At 54.4% G+C, this 6,463-nt stretch carries 4 protein-coding genes and 1 pseudogene; 2 read left to right on the top strand and 3 right to left on the bottom strand.

The window, feature by feature from the left end:
* Positions 1–2,511: 2,511 nt before the first annotated feature.
* Positions 2,512–3,348, bottom strand: a complete 837-nt coding sequence (locus DVH23_RS19680; protein ID WP_114579092.1) for a hypothetical protein — start codon at positions 3,346–3,348, stop codon at positions 2,512–2,514.
* A 207-nt stretch (positions 3,349–3,555) separates the two neighbouring features.
* Between DVH23_RS19680 and DVH23_RS19675 the strand changes: the two genes are divergently transcribed.
* Both DVH23_RS19675 and DVH23_RS19670 read left to right on the top strand, forming a co-directional pair.
* Positions 3,556–4,023, top strand: a complete 468-nt coding sequence (locus tag DVH23_RS19675; protein ID WP_157972514.1) for a hypothetical protein — start codon at positions 3,556–3,558, stop codon at positions 4,021–4,023.
* Positions 4,024–4,127: 104 nt separating this feature from the next.
* Entirely contained in the window at positions 4,128–4,478 is a 351-nt protein-coding gene (locus tag DVH23_RS19670) for a pyridoxamine 5'-phosphate oxidase family protein (RefSeq protein ID WP_114579090.1), read from the top strand.
* 99 nt (positions 4,479–4,577) lie between these two features.
* On the opposite strand, the gene DVH23_RS19665 is transcribed toward DVH23_RS19670, so the two are convergent.
* Both DVH23_RS19665 and DVH23_RS25320 read right to left on the bottom strand, forming a co-directional pair.
* On the bottom strand, positions 4,578–5,561 hold the full coding sequence (locus DVH23_RS19665) for a transposase (RefSeq protein ID WP_232833845.1): 984 nt from the start codon (positions 5,559–5,561) through the stop codon (positions 4,578–4,580).
* A gap of 84 nt (positions 5,562–5,645) precedes the next feature.
* Positions 5,646–5,768: pseudogene (locus DVH23_RS25320) on the bottom strand (transposase); the annotation flags it as partial.
* Positions 5,769–6,463: the final 695 nt, after the last annotated feature.

Genomic DNA, 6,463 nt, shown 5'->3' with positions numbered 1-6,463 from the left:
CCGCCGACAGCGACTGTCCAGTGCTGATCATCGTCTTTGCCAATTCCTCGACACTATCCGAACACGGATCAGACCGGTTCAGCATGTTCTCGATGCATTCGTGCGGTCACTGGTGTGATCGACTGAGACTGAGGATCAGGCCAACCTTCTCAACCAATACCATATTTTGGCTAATTGCCATATACCCTGAAAGAGATGGCAATTGTATTGAAGGTTGGGTCCGCAGGCCAAGGTAACGCGAGAATCAGCTTCTCATCCCGTGAAATAATGACTCAGGCGGGTTGAGCTTACTCAGACTGGGGTCCAATTCTACTGTGTCCAGCTTCGGTAATACGCAGTGGCGTCTAAGGTCGGATTTGGTGGTATTCAGTGGTAACTCACTACTGCTTTCTGGTTCGGAGAGCATAACTAATGGCCGAGAGAAATGTGGAATTTGTCGGCCTCGTAAATCACGGGGTCGGCCATTGCACAACGTATTCGTCGTCTCGCCCCATTCCCTACCGGGGCGACGTTTTTTGGATACTGCCGCTGCTCACGATCAATCGAGGGCACGAGCGGGGCGGTCCGGTGGCAAGAACCGCCCGCCCGAATACATACAGAGCACGGCCCGGGGGCAACGGAACCCAAGCCGTGCAATCGGATCGCTTTCGTGAGGGATTGTAGGCTTGATGGTTAGATCGAACCAAAGTTGACTGTCGAGGAGCGCGCGGTCAGTCGGGACGCCGCCGAGGCTAGTAAGAGCATGAGCGGGCGGTGTGGTGGGGGAACCGCCCGCCGGAGAGTCCGTGCCAGGGCACAGCCCATCTATCCATCCGTATTCGGTTAATCCGACTTCCGCGGTTTAATCTGAACGAGGAGCATGATTTCTCTGGGAGCGGTGCAGCCTGCCGGTTTTGATTGACAAACCGGGAAGATATCACCGATGGACGCGCTTCATCGGGCTGCCGACCTGGTAACCTACCACCGCTGAAACGGCACAGACGCTTCGGAGGGACTCCCTCTATAACACGCAAAAACGACCTCAAAACGACGATTTACTCAACCGCGGAAGTAGGATTAAGTAGATTTTCTGCCTCAAGACGAATCCCCCCGGCGCACTTCAGACCACTCTATAAATATACAGTGGGTTTTGAGATTAAGCAACTCGTCTCGACTTATGGACCCACATGACTCGACACAATCGACAATTTCTCACAGCTGTCGTTAGGTACTGGATTGAGTAGCGATCTCGCCACCCCAAACCACTCTCCTTCTGTAACTGTTCGGCTCTTGTGGTCCCACTGAATGATCCCGTAGTCGTCCAGCTTCGGGAGATGGTTATGGACCAGCAGCATCTGATGGTTCTCCAGGTGTCAGCGTCCATGATAGTCGCTTCTCCAACGGTACTGAGGCCAATGGGGCCATCATGCTCGTTAACAGCGGTTATTATCTGCTGTCGATGGGGCTTTGACAAAACTCGAAAGATCTCGTCCTGCATAGACTCCCATCAGTCAACATACACGAAAAGCCTCTGGCTTTCCCTTGCCGGATCTCCTGTGATTAAACTTGTATTCCCAACTCACGGACCCACTTCACAAACCTCCGCTTCCCTCGGGAAACAATCAGTGACCGCATCCAATAACTCCTCTACCCTCTGATCCCCATGATATCGAACCGTATCGCTCCTGGAATCGTGCTCGACGAGCCCAGCATCTTCGAGCCGTGGAAGCGTCGAATGCTGAAGACGGACAGCTGTTTCGTCTGAATCCCCCTCTGGAGAGATCCTGGCTGCGAGATCGCGTACTGATATCACGTTTTCTGTCGTCCCCTGAAAACACAGCAACGTGGAGCGGCAATTCCGTTGTGCGAGGATACTCAGCATCTTGTCTGCCGCTTCACGCCGATTGTAGTGGTCCATATTGTGTGATTTCTCTCCCAATCCATCCTCATCGTCAGACGCTCGTCAGACGTAAATAAGTGGTGGCCAAACAATATTACCAGAGACTCGATCGGACTTGAACATCGGATCTCAACTGATGGGACCACACAACCTCCGTAAAGATTGGCGTGGCCCGGTTCCGCCCTGGTTGCCGCGCTGGGAAGTTCCTGTCAGCCCTCTATCTACAGTGGTTGAATCGTTGAGTGCAGTGGTCAAATCCCTACGGTGTCCGTCGATCTCTCGAAAAGTGCTGTACTGCTTTATCCTGCCATGTGGTCCAAACGGCCCAAACGCGGCTCTCAAACCTCCCTCAAACGGGACTCGAACCATCACCAGTACCCACCGCCCCGCACCGAAGAGGCCGGTCGCTCCCGTCGCGTCGCTCCCTCTACCCTCTTGCTCCCACCTCCTCCGCGCGCACAGCGGGCTACCCAACCACCTGCTCGGCTTGACTTCAAGCAATAATTTCGGTACGAGTGAGGCTGAACCTCGCGTTACTTTGGACTGCGAACGAACCGTTCTGTTATATTCAGATTTACAGCGGTTTACTAAGAGAGAAGCAGATCGATATCACGCGATAGCCACTTCAGGGGTTACAGCGTTGCAACGAGGGAGAACGCTACTGTGTGCTCGTAATCTGTGATCGCGTCATCAGATTCTTTCTCCACCCCAAATGATGTAGAAAAGTTAAACTCCATAGGAACTTCATCTGGGAATTCTTTAAGCGGTCGCCGTATCATGACAAGATCCTGGGCTCGTGTTCCATCCGGTTGGAGTTTTTCCTGTATGCCTGTCTCATCGTATCTGAGGTCTGTCGAAAACCACATTCGTTGCTCGTCGTCGAACGAGTATTCATGTTCATCTTTTGGAACCAAGATAAACTCACCAGATACAAGGTAGGACCCGATTATTTGACCCTTATCTGCGTACGAAACCGTTTCATCTGTCCGGTTCGAGATCGAAGCCGTGAGCGTGAGCGGCGAATCCGGCGAGTGGATGTCGGGTTGAGTGATCTCGAATTCATGCCGAATCGGGGTATCGGACGGTGTTTCCGCTTTTATCTCGTAGGTCCGTGTTTCGCGGTCGTCCTGATCAGCCCCGTTTCCCTCCTCTTCTTGGGCTGACCCGTTCGTCGTGTTGTCTTGAGTCGTCCCGTTTGACGTGGCGGTCTGCTCGTTCTCAATTGGTTCGGTAGTGTGGTCCGATCCGTTCACTGGGTCGCCTTGGTCGGTCCCGTTTGCCGTGTTGTCTTGATCCGTGGTGTTCGAGTCGGGTTCCTCGGCGGTTCCGTTCGATTCGGTTTCCTGATCCATTCCGTTATCGTCCTCCTCTTGATCAGTCCCGTCGGAGCCTTGCGTGTTTTCTGCCCCGTTCTGGAGACAACCACCGAGGACACCGACACTCGTGATCAGGAGCGCGCGTCGTTTCATGATAGCTATGTTAGGTCACTGTCGGAATATATGTTGGTGACGGTGAACGGCGCGTATGAGTTACCCAAACGGTTATATGATGAAAGGAGGACGACCAGAACGTTTCGCCCTGTCCTGAACGTATTTCTCGCGTTGCCTGAGCCTCCTAAGTGCCATCAGCCCTTTACCGGAGCTCTTGTTAAGCAGCTGGCAGACGTACATCGTACGATGGCAGCTGAATCGAATCCAGGACTCGACCGATTAAACGCATTCGTTGGGGAATGGGAGATGGCACTGTCGATTGACGGGCAAACATTTCCGGGTGGACGCGCGACGTTCGATTGGATAGAGGATGGGGCCTTCCTCGTGTATCGCGGAGAGGCAGAGGATATGTCGGAAATGCCCGCCGAAATGGCCGAAAACTCACCACTTCCTACCGTCTCCATTATCGGGGTAGACGATTCAAGCGAACAGTGCACGATGCTCTATTCGGATGCCCGCGGCGTCTTCCGTACGTATCAAATGACTCTGAGCGACGGCGAATGGGAACTCTGGCGAGAAGCACCGGGGTTCTCACAACGTTTTACTGGGACCTTTACCGGTGATGGCAATACGATCACTGGCAGCTGGGAGAAGTCAGAGGACGATACTGAATGGGAGCACGATTTCGACCTGACGTATACCAAAATCAGATAGAAGTTAGACGCGAGAGGACGGAGGAGTTTCTACCGATAGTGGACAAGGGCATTAGCCGCTCGTCGCGCTGTATTATGTAGTTAGCGAGCGAAGGACCAACAGTAATGGCTGAAACAGAGCGACCCGAAGCACAGTCACTCGGAAACACTACTGAGGGTGTGACTGGGTGGGCGGATGCACGCAGGCAGTTTGCTAAGGCAGACTACTACTGGCTGGCAACAGTGCATCCGGACGGTCGGCCTCACACCCGGCCCTTGCTCGCCGTCTGGTTTACCAACGCGCTGTACTTCTGTTCGGGAGCAACCACACGAAAGACCGGAAACCTCACATCCGCTCCCCGCTGTAGCCTCGCGACCGAAACCGCCGAGTTCCATTTTGTGGCCGAAGGCGAGGCCATGAAGCAGAGCGACAAAGCCACGCTACAGGATATAGCCGAGGTATATGAGCCTGTCTAAGAATTCCGCCTCACCGGTTCTCCTGACGGTAGCTGAAGATACCGCTGCACGCTGCGACAGATCGATTCACCCGTCGGCAATAAAGAGAACCGAGCCCAGTCACCCGGCGATCGCGTCCGCCACTTCGTGGCTGTCCGATCCCTGGCCGGACCGCCACAGCTTCAACAGGTTGTGCGTCGCCGAAACCAACGACCACTCCGCTTGTGCTCCCACCTCCCCGCGTAACAGGAATCGGTCGCAGCCGCGGGTGACGTGCTGACCGAACACTGCCTCGACGCTCTGGCTGCGCTTGGAGTAGATGCCTTTGCCCCGTTTCGTCCGGAGTTTTCGCTCCATGCGTTCTTTCAGCCCGTACCACTTGGGGATCCGCCCTCGTGGCGGATCCGCTTCCCGGAGTTCTTTCCGTCGCTTCCAGTCTTTGGTCGTCGCGATGAACAGTTCCAGTTGCTCATCGGCTAACTTCGCGTTCGCTTTGCTCCAATACCCAGCGTCGGCAAGCGCCTTCTCCGGGCGCTTGCCGTTCACTTCCTCGCAAGTCTCCAGCATCGGCTTGAGCTGCTGGACGTCGTTTGCGTCAGTAGTGATCTCCTGAGCGACGATGACCTGTGTGTCGCAGTCCACCATTGTTTGGCCGTTGTAGCCCTGTTTCCAGCCGGTGCTGGTTTTGAGCGTTTGACTCGCTGGATCTGTCGTGTTTGCCCTCGAGTCCTCCGGAAGCTCCACCTCCTCCGGAGGTGTGGGCTTCCGGCCACGTTTCTTCTGGCCTGATTCTTTCTCTTCCTGTTCTCTCTGGCAGATCTTCTGGGCTTGCTCCTCCTTGAGCTGCTGTTCGGTGGCGTTGAGTCGGTCCCTGGTTTCCCGCAATCGATTCAGCCGGTCCTCTTGCTCCCGGAGTTCCTCCGGGAGCTCGTCTCCGCGTTGTTCTGGTCCGTATTCGTCGTCTTCGCCTTCGTCGACCTCGGCAGCCTCCTCAAGGATGTCGTGGATCTCTTCGGTAATCTGCTCACGAGTCCGGTTTTGGTCGAGGGCCGCGTCGCCCTGGACGGCCGTCGCGTCCAGGGCGACTTCGCCCATCTCAGCCATGCCAGCTTCTCGGCAGAGGCGAAGGATCTCGACGAAGAGGTGCTCGAACTCCTCGCGGTGGTTCTTCCGAAAGAGGCTGATCGTACGGAAGTCGGGCTGTTGATTCGCAGCGAGGTAGCGAAAGGCGATATCGCGTTCGAGGAGGCGGTCGAGTTTCCGGGAGCTACGGATGCCGATGCAGTAGCCGAAGACGAGAACTTTGAGCATCATCACGGGATGGAAGGACGGCCGCCCGCAGCCGTCCTCCCGATTGTCCGGATAGAATGGGTCGAGCCGGCCCTCGTTGTCGAGATGATCGATAACGTCGGAAACGTAGCGTTCGAGGCTATCCTCTTCGACCCACTCCGCGACGTTCTTTGGTAGAAGGTGTTGCTGATCTTGATCGTATCGGATAAAACGAACGTCACGGGTGAATCCTTACGCTATACAGGAGTTTCTACTAGGTAAGGTCTACGTCATGTGGGTTCTCTGTCAATGTTTCTTGGACAGGCTCTCTAGTAATCTTTTTTCGGCATATGTGCGATATTTATCATGAAGATGATATATTGATTCATGAATTGGAGTCAGAATAAATATTCCATACGCAGGGTTTTTGACACGTTGTTGTGTGGAATCTCGGCGGGATTGCGACCAACACTATCACATCTAAACAATACAGATACGACGCGAATTTCTTGATAAAGCATCAGTTCACCCCACTGTGAGGGAGCCCACCAATTACGGCCAGAAAGTGTTCCACCCTCTCCCGATTCCCAGACCATGGGAATCGGATATCCTCTCTAGTAGGTCGAAAACCAAGGGCCACCAATGAGTTGTGACCAACCGATCTCGAATGTTACTGCAACGACTCATACTGCATCTCTCATAGGGAAAGGGCTCCATCTTTGTGGATCTTGGTGACT

Source organism: Saliphagus sp. LR7 (assembly GCF_003344565.1).
Lineage (GTDB): Archaea > Halobacteriota > Halobacteria > Halobacteriales > Natrialbaceae > Saliphagus > Saliphagus infecundisoli.
This window is presented reverse-complemented; position numbering and strand designations above follow the sequence as displayed.

Bases quoted from the DNA above. Each gene is read 5' to 3' on its own strand.
- DVH23_RS19670 (WP_114579090.1), top strand. From the start codon at position 4,128: ATGGCTGAAACAGAGCGACCCGAAGCACAGTCACTCGGAAACACTACT.
- DVH23_RS19665 (WP_232833845.1), bottom strand. From the start codon at position 5,561: ATGGCTGAGATGGGCGAAGTCGCCCTGGACGCGACGGCCGTCCAGGGC.
- DVH23_RS19675 (WP_157972514.1), top strand. From the start codon at position 3,556: ATGGCAGCTGAATCGAATCCAGGACTCGACCGATTAAACGCATTCGTT.
- DVH23_RS19680 (WP_114579092.1), bottom strand. From the start codon at position 3,348: ATGAAACGACGCGCGCTCCTGATCACGAGTGTCGGTGTCCTCGGTGGT.